This is a genomic window from Dielma fastidiosa (assembly GCF_000313565.1).
Lineage (GTDB): Bacteria > Bacillota_I > Bacilli_A > Erysipelotrichales > Erysipelotrichaceae > Dielma > Dielma fastidiosa.
Map to the genome: position 1 here is coordinate 238,790 of NZ_HE578925.1, position 17,685 is coordinate 256,474.

Here is a 17,685-nt window from a genome sequence, read left to right on the forward strand (position 1 = left end):
AGGAGGTAGACCATGGCCAAAACGAAGAGGAAGACACGTCCGGCAGCAACTAAAGAAGATAAAGAGGTTTTGATTTATATTTATGCGCTGCTGATTATCACATTATCGATCATTGGTCTTTTGAATATAGGGATTGTCGGTGAATTTTTGAATCAGGTTGTCCGTTATTTCTTCGGCAGTCTGTATGGTGTAGTTTATGCCGGTATTATTTTTGCTGCGGTGATGATGATGCTTCGCCATGACATCAAAAAGTTAAAGCTGAGGCCTGCATTTGGCGCCTTCTGTCTGTTTTGCGCATGGCTGCTGCAGACATCAGCTCCCCAGGACACTTCAATCACTGGCATGACAATATTTAGTGAATATGTGAAGAACTCGTTTATGATATTTCGCGGCCAGCTGCCTACAACGGTTGGCAACGGCGGTTTGATTGGGGCTTTTCTTTATTCATTGTCAACCCTGCTGTTTGATAAGATTGGTACTTTAATCTTCAGTGTGGCATTATTGCTGCTGGGTGTGTTAATGTTTGCCAATAACAAATATGTTCAGGGCTTTTTCAAACGCTGTACGTTATTATTTAATTCTTTGATGAATAAGCGTCAAAAACAAAAGCGTGAAGCGAAGCCAAAGAAGACAAAGACGGTTAAAGTCATGGAAGATCAGGAAGAATTTGATATGGATGTCTTAAACGCAAATCAAAATCAGAGTAAATTTGATTTTCTTGATCTTGAGGCAGATGAATTTAATGATCTTGAGGAGCCGGCAGTTCATGAAGAACCAGCAGCTCATTATGAAACATTATCTGCAGAGCCGCTTAAGCATGCAGAACCAGTTGAACAGGATATTTTAAAAAGTGTGGAAATCCCGCAGGTTAAAGAGGAAAAGCAGGAAGAGGCTTTTGTTTCAGTATTTGAAGAGGATTACACAAATTATAAATTACCAAGAATTACCTTGCTGAATGAGAATGCAAAGAATACAAGATCATCCGTGAACATAAAGGCCGCTAAAGAGAGCGGTGATAAGCTGATGCGGATTCTTGATGAATTTGGCGTAAAAGCTACATTGATGGAAACACATATTGGGCCAAGCGTTACTAAGTTTGAGGTAAAACCTGATTTAGGTGTTCGTGTCAGTAAAATCAGCAATCTTCAGCATGATATAAAAATGGGATTGGCGGCCAAGGATATTCGTATCGAAGCTCCGATTCCAAGCAAGTCTGCCGTTGGTATAGAAATTCCTAATATTGAGAAGACGACGGTTGGCATGAAGGAATTGATGAAAAATGTCCCTGAAAAATATGCGGACAGTAAATTGCTGTTTGGTTTAGGGAAGGATTTATTAGGCAATTGTGTTTACGGCGAATTAAATAAGATGCCGCATTTGCTGATTGCCGGGGCTACCGGTTCAGGGAAGTCGGTATGTGTGAATTCAATCATCGTTTCTATCTTAATGCGGGCTAAGCCGGATGAGGTTAAGCTGCTGCTGATTGATCCGAAGAAGGTTGAGTTTACGATGTACGCACAGGTTCCGCATTTGCTGGGGCCGGTGATCACTGATGGTACAGAGGCGTCTACCGCGTTAAAAGTTGTTGTTAATACGATGGATAACCGCTATGAATTGTTCTCTCAGGCGGGTGTCCGCAATATCAGCGGTTATAACAAATATATTGAAGAGCATCCAGAAGAAGGTTTGAAGAAAATGCCATGGATCGTTGTTGTGATCGATGAGCTTGCTGACCTGATGCTGGTTGCCGCTAAAGATGTTGAAGCAAGTATTCAGCGTATCACTCAGCTGGCTCGGGCTGCCGGTATTCATTTGATTGTCGCTACTCAGCGGCCTAGTGTGGATGTTATTACCGGTATCATCAAAGCCAATATTCCAAGCCGTATTGCCTTTGCGGTATCCAGTGCGATCGATTCAAGAACGATATTGGATCAGCAGGGAGCTGAAAAGCTGCTTGGTATGGGAGATATGTTATATATTCCTGTCGGTGAGCAGGTTGTGACCCGTGTTCAGGGTGTGTTTGTTTCAGATGAGGAAGTGCGTAAGGTCTGTGATTTTGTCAGCGCTCAGGCACGGCCGAAGTTTGATGATGCGTTTATTCGACTGCAGCTGATCGATAGTGGAAGCGGTTTAATTGATTCTTCTGATGATCCGTTGTATGATGAAGTTAGGAACTTTGTCATTCAGTCACAAAAGGCCAGTACCTCGTTTATCCAGCGTAAATTCAGCATTGGATATTCCCGGGCTGCCCGGCTGGTGGATGTGCTGGAGGAGAATGGCGTAGTTGGGCCTGCAAGAGGAAGCAAGCCTCGTGAAGTTTACATAAAGAAAGAGAGGACGGATAGCGATGAGTAAAGTTTCAGAAATTATTTCTAATCCAACTTTAACTTATGCTCAGCAGGTTTTGGCGTTAGCCAGACTTGCGGAAAGTGAAGATGACACATTAAAACTCGATGATGAATTCAAATTAGCATTAAAAGAACATACGATTTGTGACTTGGGTGAGGGAAATGCGCCGTATCGGCCGCGTTATATTGTTCCTGATTATGATTTGTTCATGGAGAAGGGCTGTAAATTTTTAGAGCTGGATCCGCCTAAAGATCTGTTAGAAGCTGTAAATAATCTGTTGATTTTTTATAAGCATGTACCTTCTATTACTTCATTCCCTGTCTATTTGGGAAACTTTACTACAATGTTTGAAAAATTTGATGTGGATGAAGCAGAAACAAGAAAAGTAATGCGTTTGTTTTTAAAGCATATCGATAAAACGCTGACTGACTCTTTCGTACATGCGAATATCGGTCCTAAGGATAATCGTGTAACACGTATTATTCTTGATTTGACAGAGGAAATGCAGCTTGCAATTCCAAATATTTCTTTATTATATGATGAAAACGAGACTAGCGATGAATTAGCTTTAGCCTGCATTAAATGTATGCTTGCTACTTCAAAGCCAAGCTTTGCAAATCATGCGATGTATAAAAAAGAGCATGAAGGACCCTATGCGATTGTCAGCTGCTATAATGCGTTAAAGGTTGGCGGCGGCGGATATACATTACCGCGTCTGCGTCTCTATGAAATCTCATTAAAGGCTGCTAATGTTGATCAATTTATGAATGAGGTACTGCCGCATTATTGTGAATTGATTTTCCGCAATATTGATGCGCGTATCCGTTATATTGTTGAGGAAAGCTCCTTCTTCAAATCAAACTTCTTAGCTACTGAAGGCTTTGTAAAGCGTGAAAACTTTACGGGTATGGTGGGTGTCGTAGGTCTTGCAGAGTGCTGCAATCATTTGCTTGGCATTGATGATAAGGCTAAGGGCTTCGGCAATAATGAAGAAGCAAATGCTTTAGGTGAGCGTATCTTAGATAAAATCAATGAATTGGTACATGCACATCACGGCGTTTATTGTGAAGGCTGCAACAACATGTATGTGATGCATGCACAGGTAGGTATCGATACTGACGGCATGGAGGATTCACCAGGCGCCAGAATTCCAGTAGGCTTTGAACCAGAGCTCTATAAGCACATTCAGGTTGAAACAAAGATGCATAAGCATTTTGTATCCGGTATCGGTGATATTTTCAAATTTGATGATACATGGAATAATTCAAAGGGTGCGGTGCTTGATATTATCAAGGGAGCCTTTAATTCAGGAATGCGTTATTTCACAGCTTATAATGCGGATAATGATGTTGTGCGCGTCACCGGTTATCTGGTAAAGAAGAGTGAAATTGAAAAGCTGAACAATAACAAGACCAGTCTTAATAACTGCAGTGCCTTCGGTCAGGGAGCTGCCAGAGATTCACATGCTTTAGACCGCCGTGTTTATAATGAAAGCGGCAGTTAATAAGATTATTTCGTTTTCTAATGTAGACGGTCCCGGCAACCGCTGCTCAATCTTTTTTCAGAGCTGCCCGTTTCGCTGTTTATATTGTCATAATCCTGAAACGATTAATATGTGCGTCAACTGCGGCGAGTGTGTAAAAACATGTCCGGTGCAGGCGCTTCAAATGGTAGACGGCAAAGTGGTTTGGGATAAGAAGCTATGCGTTGAATGTGATACATGCATTAAAACATGCAAGCATTTGGCATCGCCTAGAATCAGCTGGATGAGCGTTGAGGATGTGGTTGAGCATATCAAATCAATTAAGCCGTTTATCCGCGGTATTACAGTAAGCGGCGGTGAATGTATGAACCATGCTGATTTTCTTCTGGAATTATTCAAGGAAACGAAAAAACTTGGCTTAACTTGTCTGATTGACAGCAATGGCTACTATGATTTTGAAGATTATCCTGAATTGATGGCTGTTTGTGATGGCGTCATGCTTGATGTTAAAGCGATTTCTGATGATTTTCATTATTTTGTCACGGAACAGCATAATGCGATGGTTCTGAAAAATCTGCGTACCTTATTGGCAATGCATAAGCTTGAAGAGGTCAGAACCGTTGTTCTGCCGGGTTACGAAGATGAAAATACAAAAACTGTAACTGGTGTTTCTGAAATCATCAAGAGTGAATGCCGTTATAAATTACTGAAGTATCGTTATTTTGGTGTACGGGATGCCGGCGTGAAGATTTTTGGCGAGAGTATCGTAAGCCATGATGAGCTTGTGCGCTGTCAGAAAATCTGTGAAGAGCATGGCTGTTCAACAAGCGTTATTATATAAAAATTAAAGACTGATTTGTTTCTCTCTTGAGAGGCTCATTGAGCCTCTTTTTTGTTAATTTACCTTTATTTTTACTGTGTCATGCGTTAAAATAAGAATATTGTTTATACTAAGAAACAAGGAGGATTTTCGATGAAAATAAAAATCAGAGAGGGGGTAACTTTAAATTTTATCCAAAGTGATAAATTTAAAGATATCGCTGTTTATATTGACTTTCTGCATGAGTTAAATGAAAAAGATGCCACCGAGCGTTCGGTGCTGTCAATGATGATGACTGACCGCTGTGAAAAATATGATACGAAACAGAAAATGTCAAATGTATGTGATGAACTATATGGTGCTACCTTGTCATGCCGGACCATTGGCTGCGGCGGCGGCCATGTGGTAGAATTTCGCAGTAAAATCATTAATCCAATGTATGTTGAGGGGAGTGCGAATTTGCTTCGTGATCAGCTATGTCTGATTAAAGAGATTCTATTTAATCCTTATTATGAGCAGGGACACTTCAGTAAGGAGATTTTTGATGAGGCTGTGCGGCTGCTTAAATCAAAAATCATGCGCCGTCTTGATGATGCTCAGACATACTCACTGCTGCTGGCTTTTCAAAAGGCTGGTGAGCAGCAGCCGTTAAGTATATCGGCACTGGGCAGTCTTGATATATTGTCAAAACTGACGATTGAAGATGTTGAAAAGCAATATCAAAGCATGCTGACTAATGATCCTGTTGAAATCATGGTTTGCGGCCAGTTTGATGAATTGCAGATGGGACGCATGATTGAATCTATTTTTGACTTTACACAGCGCTCATCGAAGGTAAATACACACTACTGTCTTAATACGGCTGCCAGTGATGAAATTACCAAGGTTGAAAAGGATATCCCGCAGACCAATATCGCTATGATCTGGAAAAACGGTATCGATGTCGTAGATGAACAATATGCAGCATTGCGGGTAGCTAATGGTATTTTTGGTCAATACTCAACGAGCTATCTGTTTCAGGAAGTTCGTGAGAAACACAGCCTTTGTTACTCCATTTTTTCTAATTTGATTTCTTTTGACGGGGCCTTAGTGGTAAGCACCGGTATTGAACATCAAAATATCGATCAGACAATACAGCTGATTAAAGAGCAGTTTGAACGCTGCAAAAAGGGTGAATTCAGTGATGAATTAATTTCAGTTACCAAGAAAATGATTATCAATTCACTGAAAGCGAGCCGTGATGATATGAATTCAATGATGTCTTATGCATACAACAATTCACTGCTTAATCGTGAATTAACCATTGAAGAAAATATTGAAAGAATCAGCAATGTCAGTAAAGAGGCAATTCTTAAGGCATTTAATGCCTGTGAGCTGCTGGCAACAGTCGTGCTGACAGGGAAGGAGAAGGCGCATGAATAAGGTAATCAGCAATAAATATCAAGAGTCTTATATCGAAGAGACGCTGCCTAATGGATTAAAGGTTGTACTGTGGCAGAAAAAAGGCTATGAAAAAAGCTATTTCATGATGACTACTCCTTTGGGTGCCTTAGATATTGAACAGGTGGATGCTGACGGCAAGGCTTTTCAGTTTGAACCGGGTACTGCGCATTTTCTCGAACATAAAATGTTTGAAGATGAAGATAAAGATGTAATGAATCTGTTTTCGGAAATGGGAGCCAATGTCAACGCCTTTACTTCCTATACAGAAACCGCCTATCATTTCACAACTTCAGAAGATCCTGAAGCGCCATTGAATCTCTTACTTGATTTTGTACAGCGATTAACGATCAGTGAGGAATCGGTAGAAAAGGAAAAGGGAATTATCATTCAGGAGCTGCAGATGTATCAGCAGATGTCTGATTCACGGCTGATTAATGAAACTTTCTCATCACTTTTTCATGAGCATCCGCTGCGTTTTGATGTCGGCGGCTCACCGGAATCAGTGAATCGGATAACTAAATCAAGTCTGGAAGAATGCTATGCTTTAAATTATCATCCTTCTACGATGATTTTAGTCGGGGTTACCGGCCGCGAGCTTGAGCCCTTGCTGGAAATCATTAAAAACAATCAAATGAAGAAGCAATTTAAGCCAATCAAAAACGTAACCCGCAAACAATTCAGTGAACCGCAGACCGTAAAGCGTCCATACTACCAATTTAATATGGATGTGACAACACCCAAGGTAAATATTGCCTATAAACTTCAGGGAATTAAAGATGGTATGCAGCGGCTTAAGATGGAATGGTGCTTAAAATTTATTTTAGATGCTTCCTTCACTTCCTTAAGCGAGGATTATCAGCAATGGCTGATTGATGGAACAATCAATGATTTCTATGGCTTTGAACTTGAATTTGGCGAAGATTTTGGTTATATGATGTTTTATACGGAAACTGAGAAGCTGGATGAATTCAAACGAATTGTTGAGCTGACATTAGAAAAAGCAAAAGCTAATGGTATCAGTGAAACAACGCTTAATCAGCTGAAGCGCCGCTATTATGGGCAGTCAATCCGTGATTTAAACAGTTTTGATGATATAGCCTTTACTTTTATGAGAGATTATTTCAATAAAATCGACTTCTTTGAAGCTTTAGACGTAATCAATACGATTACAATGGCTGATATTCAGGCGGCTGCTGAATTGATGGATCTTGAACATCAGGCTATTCTCCATCTGATGCCAATTGAGTAATTACTTATAGCTCAGAAAATCTACTTTCTCGGCAATCATATCGTAATTAATAAACGCATTGCCTTCCTGCGACTGGTAGGTTCTTGATTGAATGCGGCCCTTGATACCCATCATGTCACCGACTTTACAATAATCTACGACCGTTTCTGCACTGGCACGCCAGACTTCGACAGCAATTTGGTCATATTCATAAACCCCTTCGGAATTGCGGAAACCGCGCTCTACATTTAAGAGCAGGGTAGTATGCTTTGTTCCATTAGGGGTTTCTTTCATTTCCGGCTTTTCCAGAACTTTGCCGATAACTACAAATACATTGATCATAATTTGTTCTCCTTTTATGTGTAGCTGTATTATGCCTTAAAAACAAAAAGTTGGCAAAAGTCCGAATTTGCACTTGACAAGCAAAAAAGCCTGATTTCATCACAGTGGATTCCCAAAAAAAGCCCGATTTATGCAAAATCGGACTTTTTTTAATTTTATATAAAAAAAGACACGCTTGTGCGTGTCCGTAAGTGACTATCTGTTGTAGAATTCGACAACCAGCAGTTCGTTTACTTCTTGGTTTAATTCGCTTCTTTCAGGAAGACGAACATAAACACCTTTTTTAGCTTCTTTATCAACAGTAACAAATGCTTTAGTGTTGATTGTAGCTTCTAAAGCTTCAGCAATTGCTTTCATATCTTTTGAAGTTTCTTTTACTGCAATTGTCATACCAGGCTTAACGATGTAAGAAGGGATGTCCACTTTCTTTCCATCAACAGTGATGTGACCGTGGTTTACAAGCTGACGTGCTGCGCGGCGAGTTCTTGCAAAGCCCATGCGGTATACAAGGTTATCCAGTCTTGATTCAAGCAGGAACATGAAGTTGTCACCCTTAACACCCTTCATAGCAGATGCTTTTTTGAAAGTGTTGTAGAATTGACGTTCATTGATTCCATACATATAACGAATTCTTTGTTTTTCTCTTAACTGTAAACCGTAGTTAGTCAGTTTTACTCTCTTCGTTGGTCCATGCTGACCAGGAGCATAAGTTCTTTTTTGTAATTCTTCGCCAGTTTCAAGAACTGAGAAACCTAAGCGGCGGGAAACCTTCCAAACAGGTCCATTAATACGTGCCATTTAAAAATCCTCCTTTAATTGTTTTATGGTTTTTGGCTATAAAACAATAACAGGGCGTAAATCATCATTGACGGGTGTCAATACTTTCGGTATCCTCACATATTGCAGCATGCTACCCGATACCCCGCAGAAACTGCGTTATTGACGCCTTAGACAAGACTTTACGAGCTGCCATCATTTTGACGCTATATTACTATATCATTGATTGAATGTCCAGTCAATGAAAAAAGTGGAAATGCTGAAAATTTCGTTAATTTATACGCTAATAACGGGTTGATTTATGATACAATAAATACAGTGAGGTGTGTTTATGGATAAGATTATGGAAACGCTCAAAGGACTTGGGGAAAACAATAACTTTTTGATAGGTGTAATCGTGGTCGGCGTGATTTTGATCCTGCTGATTATTTTTACGGTTCTGAACACTAAAAAGGTAAAAAAGCAGCTGAATGAAGCAGAGATGAATTATAATTCATTAAAGAGTATTCCTTTACCCTTTAAACTGAACAAGGCAGTAGCTTTGTCAAGAGTCAATTCCGCCGTTGCGGAAAGTGTGGAACGTTCCCGCAATGAATTTGATATCGTTCAGGAACAGCTGAAAGAAGCCAGCGTCTATCTCGGTGAAATTGATGATCTGATTTACGTACATAAGGTTAAGCAGGCAAAGCGTCAGCTGAAGGAATTGCAGGAACTGCTTGAGAACTGTTCGGTGGGCGTGCATAAATTATCAACCTCTTTGGATAATATTCTGGAACAGGAAAGCGCTCAGCGTGAACAAATCAATAAGCTGAAAAACCAATTCCGTATCGATAAAGAAATCATTCGTGATAATCGAGAAAATTATAATAGCGGCATCGAAGTTTTGGAAGCGCGGGTAACATCGATTGAAAAGATGTTTTCTACCTTTGAAGAATGGATGTTCGCCAGTGAATTTGCCAAGGCAGGCACTCAGCAGGTAGAAATCAGCGAGGCAATGAAGGAGCTTGAACAGCTGATGGACGAATTTCCTGCCTTGTATGAGGAAGCGAAGCTGTCATTGCCTAAGGCGATTGATGAAACGGGATATGTCTATGCTCAGGCACGTAATCAGGGTGTCTATCTGGAACATCTTGAAGCAAAACGCAATCTTGAGACGGTAACCGCGATGCTTAAGGACGATCTTGGCCGGTTGGCAGAAGGTCAGATCGAGGGTGTCATGTATTCCTTGCTTGAATGTGAAAAACGTCTCCAGCAGCTGAAGGAACAAATTGACCGTGAAGTGAAGGCTTCCGAGGACTTTACAGCATCCTATGAGCCATTGCTGAATGACATTCAAACAATGAATGAGAATATTATTAAGCTGCGTGATTTATATGAAAAGGTAAAGATCCGTTTTGGTTTTGAAAATCTGAATGATTCATTAGATGCGATTGACCGCATGATGAGTGAAGTGCTGATAGCTCGGGACAAGCTGAAGGAATCGACCGCTAATCAGGCAATCCCAGCGACTACGCTGATGCTTTCGATGAATGAATTGAAGCAGCACTGCAAGGAATTGCTGGATGAGCTTGGCAAGGTGAAGAAAAAGCTTGATACGGCATGCGCTGATGAAGAGCGGGCTAAAAAGCAGCTGCTTAAGCTTCAGCTGATCGTGAATGAAATTACGGTGAAAATCAATAAGAACCGCCTGCCGTCGATCTCTTTAAAATATGAAGAAGATCTTCGTAAAGCAAATCTGATTATTAATGAAATTAACTGTCTGCTTGAGGCAACACCGCTGGATGTGGCTCGTCTTAATGAAAAATTAAAAGAAGCGATTGACTTTGTCTATACCTTATTTAACAGTGTCAATAACCTTGTCGGTATGGCAATCATGGTTGAAAATACCATTGTCTTCGGCAACCGTTATCGTTCCACTTATCCGGAAATTGATTCTGAACTGACAAGGGCGGAATTGTGTTTCAGAAACGGACAATATACGAAAGCATTAAAAATAGCTATCCAAACGATTGAAAAACTGCATCCTGGTTCTTACGAAAAGCTGATTCGCAAGACGCAGGGAACGGCTGCGTAGGTGTGCTATGATTTATTTAGACTACGCATCAACAACGCCTGTTAATCAGGAAGTATTAAAAGCCTATACCTATGTTTTAGAGAAATACTACGCCAATACAGATTCACTGCATGACGCAGGCTTAAAAGTTGCGGAATTAATGGAACAGAGCAGGGAGCAGACAGCTTCCTGCTTAAAAGTGAAAGCGAATGAACTGATGTTTACCTCGGGCGCCAGTGAAGCGAACAACACGGCAATCAAAGGCAGTGCGTTTGCGCTGCAGCACCGCGGCAAGCATTTGATTACCAGCTGTGTGGAACATTCAAGTGTCGATCAGACAATGAAACAGCTTCAGGAATTGTTTGGCTTTGAAGTGACTTATCTGCCGGTGAACAGCAGCGGTGTTGTAGAAGCAGAGACATTGCGTCAAGCCCTTCGAAAGGATACGATTCTCGTATCAATCATGGCTTTAAATAATGAAGTGGGATCAATCAATGATATTGCTGAGCTGGCAAAAGTGACCCATGAATCTTCACGGGCAGTATTTCATAGTGACTGCACACAAATATTAGGCAAGCAGCCGTTAACTTTTTTGCCGGATATTGAGTTAGCCTCATTTTCGGCTCATAAAATCTATGGCTTAAAGGGCAGCGGCCTGCTTTATCACAAGCAGAATGTGCGTTTAGTGCCATTGATCTGCGGCGGTCAGCAGGAAGCCGGCCTGCGCGGCGGGACAAGCAATGCGCCCTGCAATATTGCATGGGCTAAAACGATGCGGATCGCGTTTGAGAAAATGGATGAACACAGCCGGCACGTGTCAGAACTGAATCAGCGCCTGCGTCTGGGATTGGCCGAAATTGACGGTGTTGAAATTAATTCACCGCAGGATGCGACACCCTACATCTTAAATTTTTCAGTCAAAGGTATGACCAGCGAGGTCATGCTGAACGCATTGAATCATTATGGTATCTGTGTCTCATCAAGAAGTACCTGCTCCTCAAAAACCAAGGCGCCTTCCAGGGTGCTGATGGCTATGGGAATCAGTGAGGAAAGAGCAACTCATTCACTGCGGATTTCGCTTTCTCATTTGAGTAAGAAATCAGAGGTTGATGAATTGCTGAACGTATTAAAGGAGATATTTAATGACTATCGAATCAAATAATAAAATGGTTTATGACCACATTTTAGTTCGCTATGGCGAATTATCAACAAAAGGTAAAAATAAAAAGGATTTTATCCGCCGTTTGCATCAGAATATGAAAAATGCCCTGCGTAATTATCCGGCTTTGGAATTTGAACGTACACATGATCGGATGTATATCCTGCTGAATGGTGTTGATCCTGATGAAATAGCGCCGATTATCAGCCGTATTTTCGGAATCAGTTCATTTTCTTATGCGCTCAAGGTGAACAGTGAGATTGAAGATATTATCGCAGCGGCTTATCATTCCGCAAGCCAAAGCGGCGCTAAGACTTTTAAGGTGGAAGCCCGCCGTCATTACAAGCTGTTTGGCATGATTTCTGATGAAATTAATCGGGCGGTTGCTACTGAGATTTTAAAGAATACGGAAATGAAAGTTGATGTTCATCATCCTGAGCTGAGAATTATGATTGAAGTGCGTCAGTTTGAAACTTATATCATGACCAATAAATTATTGGGAGCCGGGGGTTATCCGGTAGGTGTCGGCGGCAAATCGATGGTTATGCTGTCCGGCGGTATCGATTCACCTGTGGCTGCTTATTTGATGATGAAACGCGGTATCACAGTAGAATGCATCCATTACGCATCACCGCCGTATACATCACCGCGTGCTCAGCAGAAGGTCGTGGATTTAGCTAAAATCTTAGCCGCTTATCAAGGCCATATCCGAATTCATGTGATTCCCTTTACTGAATTACAGCTGGCTATTTATAAGCATGCGGATGAAAGCTATTGCATTACCTTAATGCGCCGTATGATGTATCGCATCGCAGAGCGTCTCGCTCAGCGTCAGAACTGTTTGGCGATTGTTAATGGCGAGAGCATCGGTCAGGTGGCTTCACAGACATTAGAGAGTATGAATGTAATCAATGAAACAGTGACCATGCCGGTAATCAGACCGGTTGTGACGATGGATAAACTTGAAATTATTGCTTTATCAGAAAAAATCGGCACTTATGAAACATCAATTCAGCCGTTTGAAGACTGCTGTACGATCTTTACGCCAAAAAATCCGGTAACGCATCCAGTAAGCCGTAAAGCGGCTGCTTTTGAACAAAAATTTGATTATGATGCATTGATTGAGGATTGCCTGAATAAGATTGAAATCATTGATGTTTATCCAAATCAAAAAAATAACACAGAAGAAGATTTATTTTAGTATAAAGTTTTAGGGTGGAGATAAACTATTCTTGAGGTGATAAAAATGGACCACAAGAGAGAATATCAAAACCAAAATCTGAATCAGAATTTGAATCAAAATCAAAACCAGAGACAAAATCAGAATCAGAATCAAAGACAAAATAACTCAGTTCAAAACAACTTGTATCAGTTTGAAATGGGTTATGAATTAGGCGCTGATATTGAAGAAGCTAAAAACATGCACAAACAGGAATACTGCAAGGATGAGCTTCAAAACAATATGAGAAAGCTTAATGAAAAACAACAAAACAACCAAAATAACAATCGATAGTTTATTTTGAAGAAAAATACCGCCGGCAATACAGTCAGCGGTATTTTTATTTGCTTGTAAGTCATTGGTAATCCCGCTTTCATTTTAGGAATAGAATGGTTATAATTAAAAGATAGGAAAGAGGTGAAGCATGAGAGAATTTGTAGTTAATAAGAATGATGCTGATCAGCGTGTAGATAAATATCTGAGTAAGAGTCTCAAGCGTTTGCCTAAGAGTTTGATGTATAAATATATTCGCAATAAAAAGATAAAAGTGAATCGTCAGCGCTGTGAAATATCTCAGCGGTTAAATGTCGGGGATACTATTCAGATGTATATCAGTGAAGAGTTTTTTGATGAACAGCTGGATACTTCATTTATGCAGGCATCAAAGCTGCAGAATGTGGTTTATGAAGATGATCATTTATTAATTGTCAATAAGCCTGCCAACTTGCTTGTGCACAGTGATGAGGCGGATCAGACGGATACTTTAATCAACCGCATCCTGAAATATTTAGTTGAGCATAAGGCTTATGATCCGGTTTCTGAAAAAAGCTTCATGCCGGCTCTATGCCATCGCATTGACCGTAATACAGAAGGTCTTGTGATTGCGGCGAAAAGTGCTGAGGCATTGCGGATGATGAATGAAAAAATCAGAGAACGTGAAATTGAAAAGCATTATTTATGTATTGTCGAAGGTGAACTTTACGGCAGTGGTACGTTAGTTCATTATTATCGTAAGGATGAGCAGCAAAATAAGGCATATCTCGCGCAAAAACCATCGGCTGGAATGAGTGAGGTCAGACTGAGCTATCGCTCATTAGCGGTAAAGCATGGCTATTCTTTGTTAGATATTGATTTGCTGACCGGTAAGAGTCATCAGATCCGAGCTCAGCTTTCTTTTATTGGTCATCCCTTGGTCAATGATGTGAAATATCATGGTAAAGCGATGAAAAAGCTTGAAGGACAGGCGCTGTGTGCTTATAAGCTTTGTTTTGCCTTTAAAAGCGATGCCGGCTGTTTGAGTTATTTGAAAAATAAGGAAATACAAATTGTAGAACCAGCGCTGTTAAAGTTGTTTGAACAATTGTAAACGGCTTCATTTTAGAGTGATTTATAATTGAGCAAGATTGTTGATTGTTTTAGCGAATAAAAAGGTTTATACTACATTTGGCCTGAATTTTAAGACCAGTAAGGAGGGAATTATTTGGATAAATTTATAGAAGCTATCGTAAAAGCAGATCATGCCGCAAGTGAGCGTGTTGATGCTGCCAGAAAACAGCGGCTGCAGCTTAGAAGCCAAACGGAAGCCAATCGTGATGAGGTATATAAGCAGCTGATGGATGAAGAAAAGCAAGCCATTGCAAAGCATCAGCAATTGGTTGCGAAAAGGCTTCAGGATCAGCAGGAAGAGAATCAGAAACGCTATGAAGCATCCTTAATTTCACTTCAGAAAATTTACGATGAAAACCGGGAACAATGGGTAAAATCAATTGTTGAAGCCTGTCTTCATGTGTAAAAATCTGCTTATTATAAACAGAATCGAGGTGAAATTATGACATCATTATCCGCCAATGCCATTACTACCAAAGCTAAGGCAATGTATGGCCGGCGGCTTAGAAGCGAGGATTATCACGCGCTTGTGCATAAGAAAAGTGTGGCTGAAATCGCTGCTTATTTAAAGAATGAAACAGATTATGCCAGCACCTTTGCCAATGTGAAGGAAAGTGAGATTCATCGAGGTGATCTGGAAGCGCTGCTTAAAAAGGATATGTTTGAGCGCGGCTGCAAGTTAGCTCATTATGCTGACGGCAAAGATAAAGAGCTTTATGAAATCGGTATCTTTAAGAGTGAAATTGATTTGATTTTAGGAAAACTGCGGCTCTTCAATTCATCGCTGTATTCCGAGTTTGAATCACAGATTCCATTCTATCTGAATCGCTATACTTCCTTTGATTTGCATAAGCTTAAGGAGGCACAGACGTATTCAGCTCTGTGTGAAATACTGGCACGTACCGATTATGCTAAGATTTTATTGAAGTATCAGCCCAAGGGCAATGAATTAATTGATTATCCTCAAGTTGAAACCGCGCTGACGAAGTATTATTATGACCGTGTACTGCTGACGATTAAACGACATTTAAGGGGAAAAACACAGAGTGATTGTCTGACAATCTTTCTGACCGGCATTGAGCTGCAGAATATTTCCAAGATTTATCGTCTGAAAAAGTATTATCATGCAGATGCTGAAACGATTCGGCCGACTTTGATGCTTGATTATCTCAGAATTTCTAAAAGCAAAATGGAGGAATTGATTGAGGCAGCGGATGCGGAAAGTTTTTTAAGAATATTGGCTGATTCACCTTATCGTGTATTTGCTGATAATCATGATTATGTATTTATTGAATACTATGCAGATCGGATTAAATATCATTTGGCTGAACGGCATATGCGTTTTTCTACAAGTCCGGCGATTGTATTTCTGACTTATACGATCCTGCATGAAATTGAAATGAGTAATCTTGTTAATATTATTGAAGGGGTGCGTTACGGTGTCTCTGCCGATCATATTGAAAAGACTTGTATTTATTAGAAATTGAAAGGAGGAATAATGTGGCAATAACTAAAATGAGGCTGATGAATATTATAACGGATAAACAGCATCTTGAAGAAATGCTGCTGCGTTTCAGTACGCTGGATAATTTTCATCCTGAGCTTGCCAATAAAATAGTTGATCGGGTCAGTGGATTAGCGGTCTTGAATGATGCCAATCCGTATGCCGATCTATTGTCAAAGGTTTCAGAGCTATGCGCTGAAATGGATTTGACTTTAGTTAAAAAGCCAATCGATTCTTATTTCATCAATCTTGATGAAACAAATAAAATGATTAATGAAATCAAAGCGAAGTTTGATCAGATTCATGAAATAAAGAAAGAATTGCAAACCGTAATCGAAGAAAATAAAATGGCGGTCATTCAAGTAAAGAATGTATCAGCGATGAATATTAATTTTGATGATTTGTTCTCTTGCCGCTATTTGAAAATCAGAGTTGGCAGAATGCCTAAACAAAGTGTAGATAAGCTTCAGTATTATAATAACCGCCCTTATATATTTAAGGAATTTAATAAGGATGAGCATTTCTGCTGGTGTATGTATATTACAACCATGAGATATGAGGGTGAAGTCGATAACATTTTCTCCAGTCTGCACTTTGAACGTGTGCGGATTCCTGATTTTGTTCATGGTACGCCAGAGGGTGCAATAAAAGAATTGGAAGAGGATATGAAGCAGGATCAAGAGCATCTTGATCATGTGATTGAAACTGAGAAGAAATTTGTAGAAGAGAGCGCTGAGCGGCTGTCTGAGCTTTATACTAAGCTGCAGTGTCTGAATCAAACCTATGAGGTACAGAAATATGTGGTACTGCTGGGTGAGCGCGCTTCAATTTCCGGCTTTGTGCCTGAGGAAGATGTAGAGCGGGTGAAACAGCAATTTGCTGATATTGCAAATGTTGAGGTTGAAGTAAGACCGGCGCATAGTGATTCACGGTTAACGCCGCCGACTAAATTAAAAAATAATTGGTTTGTCCGTCCTTTTGAAATGTTTGTAGAAATGTACGGCATGCCTTGCTATGAGGATTTTGATCCAACTCCTTTTGTGGCGCTGACCTATTGTCTGCTGTTTGGTATTATGTTTGCCGATGTCGGCCAGGGTCTGGTGCTTTCATTAGTCGGCTATATTGCTTATAAGAAGATGAATATGCGGCTTGGTGAGGTCGGGATGCGGATCGGATTGTTCTCAGCTTTCTTTGGTTTGATTTTTGGATCAGTCTTTGGCAATGAGGAACTGTTGAATCCGATGTTTCATGCGCTGGGCTTTGCGGAAAAACCGTTTGAAGTCATGGCACCTAGCTTTGTTATGCCGCTTTTGATCAGTGCGATTGCGATTGGCGCGGTTTTGATTTTAGTATCTATGCTGATCAATGTGACACAGAGTCTAAAAAACAAGCAGTTGGGTAAGGCGCTGTTTTCACAAAACGGCATTGCTGGATTCATATTGTATGGCTCATTGTTAGTGGGGATTGCATTACAGATGGGTGCCGGCATTCAGGTGCTGACGCTGCCTTATATTTTGATACTGATTGGTATTCCAGCTGTCTTGATTTTTATGCAGGAGCCGCTGGAAAGGCTGTTAGAACATGAAAAACTATTCCCGAATGGTTTTGGCGGTTTCTTTATGGAAGCCTTCTTTGAGATGTTTGAAATCTGTCTGACCTTTTTGGCAAATACAATGTCATATTTGCGTGTCGGCGGTTTCGTATTATCCCATGCCGGTATGATGCTGGTTGTCAGCACTTTGATGAGCATGGTTGGTAATGCCAGTCCGCTTGTCTTCGTCTTAGGAAATATTTTCGTAATGGTACTTGAAGGTATGATTGTAGGTATTCAGGTACTGCGTCTTGAATTCTATGAAATGTTCTCACGTTACTTTGATGGTAACGGCATCGCTTTTAAAGCGCTGAATAACAATTAAATTAGG

15 protein-coding genes are annotated in these 17,685 nt (G+C 40.5%); 13 read left to right on the forward strand and 2 right to left on the reverse strand.

What is annotated here, in order from left to right; translation table 11 throughout:
• Positions 1–12: 12 nt before the first annotated feature.
• The 5 genes from DAHG_RS06875 to yfmH all read left to right on the forward strand — a co-directional run bounded on the left by DAHG_RS06875 (position 13) and on the right by yfmH (position 7,344).
• On the forward strand, positions 13–2,355 hold the full coding sequence (locus DAHG_RS06875; RefSeq protein WP_022937611.1) for an FtsK/SpoIIIE family DNA translocase: 2,343 nt from the start codon (positions 13–15) through the stop codon (positions 2,353–2,355).
• On the forward strand, positions 2,348–3,853 hold the full coding sequence (locus tag DAHG_RS06880) for a YjjI family glycine radical enzyme (protein WP_022937612.1): 1,506 nt from the start codon (positions 2,348–2,350) through the stop codon (positions 3,851–3,853). Before DAHG_RS06875 ends, DAHG_RS06880 begins: the two co-directional genes overlap by 8 nt.
• The gene (locus DAHG_RS06885) at positions 3,837–4,673 is read left to right on the forward strand and encodes a YjjW family glycine radical enzyme activase (RefSeq protein ID WP_022937613.1); all 837 of its coding nucleotides are present in this window, start codon (positions 3,837–3,839) and stop codon (positions 4,671–4,673) included. Before DAHG_RS06880 ends, DAHG_RS06885 begins: the two co-directional genes overlap by 17 nt.
• A gap of 132 nt (positions 4,674–4,805) precedes the next feature.
• Positions 4,806–6,074: an EF-P 5-aminopentanol modification-associated protein YfmF gene (yfmF, locus tag DAHG_RS06890; RefSeq protein WP_022937614.1), complete on the forward strand. Its 1,269-nt coding sequence runs from the start codon at positions 4,806–4,808 to the stop codon at positions 6,072–6,074.
• Complete coding sequence (gene yfmH, locus DAHG_RS06895) at positions 6,067–7,344, forward strand: EF-P 5-aminopentanol modification-associated protein YfmH (protein ID WP_022937615.1); 1,278 nt, start codon at positions 6,067–6,069, stop codon at positions 7,342–7,344. Before yfmF ends, yfmH begins: the two co-directional genes overlap by 8 nt.
• Here yfmH and DAHG_RS06900 read toward each other — a convergent pair whose 3' ends face one another.
• The gene (locus tag DAHG_RS06900) at positions 7,345–7,665 is read right to left on the reverse strand and encodes a single-stranded DNA-binding protein (RefSeq protein WP_022937616.1); all 321 of its coding nucleotides are present in this window, start codon (positions 7,663–7,665) and stop codon (positions 7,345–7,347) included.
• Positions 7,666–7,860: 195 nt separating this feature from the next.
• Complete coding sequence (gene rpsD / locus DAHG_RS06905) at positions 7,861–8,463, reverse strand: 30S ribosomal protein S4 (RefSeq protein WP_022937617.1); 603 nt, start codon at positions 8,461–8,463, stop codon at positions 7,861–7,863.
• Positions 8,464–8,773: 310 nt separating this feature from the next.
• On the opposite strand from rpsD, the gene DAHG_RS06910 reads away from it, so the two are divergent.
• The 8 genes from DAHG_RS06910 to DAHG_RS06945 all read left to right on the forward strand — a co-directional run bounded on the left by DAHG_RS06910 (position 8,774) and on the right by DAHG_RS06945 (position 17,679).
• On the forward strand, positions 8,774–10,516 hold the full coding sequence (locus tag DAHG_RS06910; protein WP_022937618.1) for a septation ring formation regulator EzrA: 1,743 nt from the start codon (positions 8,774–8,776) through the stop codon (positions 10,514–10,516).
• A 7-nt stretch (positions 10,517–10,523) separates the two neighbouring features.
• A complete protein-coding gene (locus DAHG_RS06915; RefSeq protein WP_022937619.1) occupies positions 10,524–11,657 on the forward strand; it encodes a cysteine desulfurase family protein in 1,134 nt (377 codons plus the stop codon).
• On the forward strand, positions 11,638–12,855 hold the full coding sequence (thiI, locus tag DAHG_RS06920) for a tRNA uracil 4-sulfurtransferase ThiI (RefSeq protein WP_022937620.1): 1,218 nt from the start codon (positions 11,638–11,640) through the stop codon (positions 12,853–12,855). Before DAHG_RS06915 ends, thiI begins: the two co-directional genes overlap by 20 nt.
• Before the next feature lie 45 nt (positions 12,856–12,900).
• Positions 12,901–13,167, forward strand: coding sequence for a hypothetical protein (locus DAHG_RS06925; protein WP_022937621.1), 267 nt, complete (start codon positions 12,901–12,903; stop codon positions 13,165–13,167).
• Between the two features lie 130 nt (positions 13,168–13,297).
• Positions 13,298–14,239 (forward strand): RluA family pseudouridine synthase, encoded by a 942-nt coding sequence (locus tag DAHG_RS06930; RefSeq protein WP_022937622.1) that lies wholly within the window; start codon positions 13,298–13,300, stop codon positions 14,237–14,239.
• Between the two features lie 114 nt (positions 14,240–14,353).
• A complete protein-coding gene (locus tag DAHG_RS06935; RefSeq protein WP_022937623.1) occupies positions 14,354–14,665 on the forward strand; it encodes a hypothetical protein in 312 nt (103 codons plus the stop codon).
• A gap of 36 nt (positions 14,666–14,701) precedes the next feature.
• Complete coding sequence (locus tag DAHG_RS06940) at positions 14,702–15,739, forward strand: V0D/AC39 family V-type ATPase subunit (RefSeq protein WP_022937624.1); 1,038 nt, start codon at positions 14,702–14,704, stop codon at positions 15,737–15,739.
• Positions 15,740–15,759: 20 nt separating this feature from the next.
• Positions 15,760–17,679: a V-type ATP synthase subunit I gene (locus DAHG_RS06945; protein WP_022937625.1), complete on the forward strand. Its 1,920-nt coding sequence runs from the start codon at positions 15,760–15,762 to the stop codon at positions 17,677–17,679.
• Positions 17,680–17,685: the final 6 nt, after the last annotated feature.

What these genes read in the sequence shown, in the direction of transcription:
- DAHG_RS06875 (WP_022937611.1), top strand. Translation starts at nt 13, where the DNA reads ATGGCCAAAACGAAGAGGAAGACACGTCCGGCAGCAACTAAAGAAGAT.
- DAHG_RS06880 (WP_022937612.1), top strand. Translation starts at nt 2,348, where the DNA reads ATGAGTAAAGTTTCAGAAATTATTTCTAATCCAACTTTAACTTATGCT.
- DAHG_RS06885 (WP_022937613.1), top strand. Translation starts at nt 3,837, where the DNA reads ATGAAAGCGGCAGTTAATAAGATTATTTCGTTTTCTAATGTAGACGGT.
- yfmF (WP_022937614.1), top strand. Translation starts at nt 4,806, where the DNA reads ATGAAAATAAAAATCAGAGAGGGGGTAACTTTAAATTTTATCCAAAGT.
- yfmH (WP_022937615.1), top strand. Translation starts at nt 6,067, where the DNA reads ATGAATAAGGTAATCAGCAATAAATATCAAGAGTCTTATATCGAAGAG.
- DAHG_RS06900 (WP_022937616.1), bottom strand. Translation starts at nt 7,665, where the DNA reads ATGATCAATGTATTTGTAGTTATCGGCAAAGTTCTGGAAAAGCCGGAA.
- rpsD (WP_022937617.1), bottom strand. Translation starts at nt 8,463, where the DNA reads ATGGCACGTATTAATGGACCTGTTTGGAAGGTTTCCCGCCGCTTAGGT.
- DAHG_RS06910 (WP_022937618.1), top strand. Translation starts at nt 8,774, where the DNA reads ATGGATAAGATTATGGAAACGCTCAAAGGACTTGGGGAAAACAATAAC.
- DAHG_RS06915 (WP_022937619.1), top strand. Translation starts at nt 10,524, where the DNA reads ATGATTTATTTAGACTACGCATCAACAACGCCTGTTAATCAGGAAGTA.
- thiI (WP_022937620.1), top strand. Translation starts at nt 11,638, where the DNA reads ATGACTATCGAATCAAATAATAAAATGGTTTATGACCACATTTTAGTT.
- DAHG_RS06925 (WP_022937621.1), top strand. Translation starts at nt 12,901, where the DNA reads ATGGACCACAAGAGAGAATATCAAAACCAAAATCTGAATCAGAATTTG.
- DAHG_RS06930 (WP_022937622.1), top strand. Translation starts at nt 13,298, where the DNA reads ATGAGAGAATTTGTAGTTAATAAGAATGATGCTGATCAGCGTGTAGAT.
- DAHG_RS06940 (WP_022937624.1), top strand. Translation starts at nt 14,702, where the DNA reads ATGACATCATTATCCGCCAATGCCATTACTACCAAAGCTAAGGCAATG.